Genomic DNA, 1492 nt, shown 5'->3' with positions numbered 1-1492 from the left:
AAGCTGTCTGTACCGTGGTAGTTGTCATTCGGCGTGTAAGTGACGCTGCCATCCGGGTTGACCGAGACCGTGCCGTTCGCTGGACCGTGATTGGTATCCAGCGACACCACTTTGTCGCTGCCTTCAAATGTGTCGTTACCTAGGACGTTAATGATGGTCGGCGTGTCTTCCACAACCGTCGCTTTGTCTGCCACGATGTCCGCCACAGGCGCAACTGTGAAGTTCACCGTTTGGCTGACGCTTTCACCGCTTGGATCGGTAGCAGTAAAGGTCAATGCTTCTGAGCCGTTCCAGTCTGCCGTTGGGCTAATGGTCGCAATGCCATTTTCAATCGACACCAACACGTTGCTGTTGCCGGACACTGAGAAGTTCAGTGCGGAGTCGCTGTCTTTAAATGCGTCGTTTAAATCAATCGTGTAGATCGTAAAATCTTCTGCTAACACTTGATCTGAAATCACATTATCGACTGTTGGTGCATCGTTAACGCGATTCACAATCAAACTATCACTGTCGCTAACCGTTGGATTAACACCATCCGATACTGATGCGCTGATCGTTAGGTCTTTAAGGTTAAGTTCGTCGTTGTTAACCGCGTCAACACCCGCTTGAGTCAGTTTGACTTCATCGCCAACTAGCGCAAAGTAGCCGTTTGAGTTGTTTTCTAAAGAAACGGTTAATTGCTCTTCTGGCGTATCTGTATCAGCGACTTCCAATGTTGCCACTACCGTATCGGTACTCACTGCGTCTTCAGTGATACTTTCTACAGCATCGACCTTGATGGTTGGCGCATCGTTTACTGGGTTAACGGTAACGGCCACCTTCGCTTGGTCGGTCAGTGCACCATCGGTCACGGTGTAAGTGATTTCAGCATCACCATGGAAGTCCTCGGCCGGTGTGAACACCAGTTTGCCGTCAACAATCTCGACTGTGCCTTGCGCTTCAGGTACGGACGCCGATTGGATAGACAGCGTATCACCATCAATGTCGGTGTCGTTTGGCAGGACATCAATCGTCACTGGCGTGTCTTCGTCAGTAACGGCATTGTCATTGGTCGCCACTGGTGCATCGTTGACTGGTGTGACATCGACGTTCACCGTGGTGAACTCCGATACCCCACCGGAGGTAACGATGTAGGTAAAGCTGTCTGCCCCGTGGAAGTTGTCGTTTGGCGTGTAAGTGACGCTGCCGTCCGGGTTGACCGAGACCGTGCCGTTGGCTGGACCGTTATTGCTATCCAGCGACACCACTTTGTCGTTACCTTCGAACGTATCGTTACCTAAAACCTTGATGATGGTCGGCGTGTCTTCCACAACTGTCGCGCTGTCTGCCACGATGTCCGCCACAGGCGCAACTGTGAAGTTCACCGTTTGGCTAACGCTTTCACCGCCTGGATCGGTGGCGGTAAACGTCAACGCTTCTGAGCCGTTCCAGTCTGCGGTTGGAGTGAACGTAGCAATCCCATTGACGATCGCCACTTGAATGTTGCTGTTGC

At 51.7% G+C, this 1492-nt stretch carries 1 protein-coding gene; it reads right to left on the bottom strand.

The window, feature by feature from the left end; genetic code table 11:
• Positions 1-1492 (bottom strand): tandem-95 repeat protein (locus R7P35_RS24205; RefSeq protein ID WP_318092868.1); only part of this gene is annotated, 1492 nt, incomplete at both ends.

It is taken from the genome of Vibrio sp. Vb0304, assembly GCF_033338995.1.
Taxonomy (GTDB): Bacteria; Pseudomonadota; Gammaproteobacteria; order Enterobacterales; family Vibrionaceae; genus Vibrio; species Vibrio alginolyticus.
Note: the sequence above shows the minus strand (reverse complement) of the source record. Positions and strands in the feature narration are given on the sequence as shown.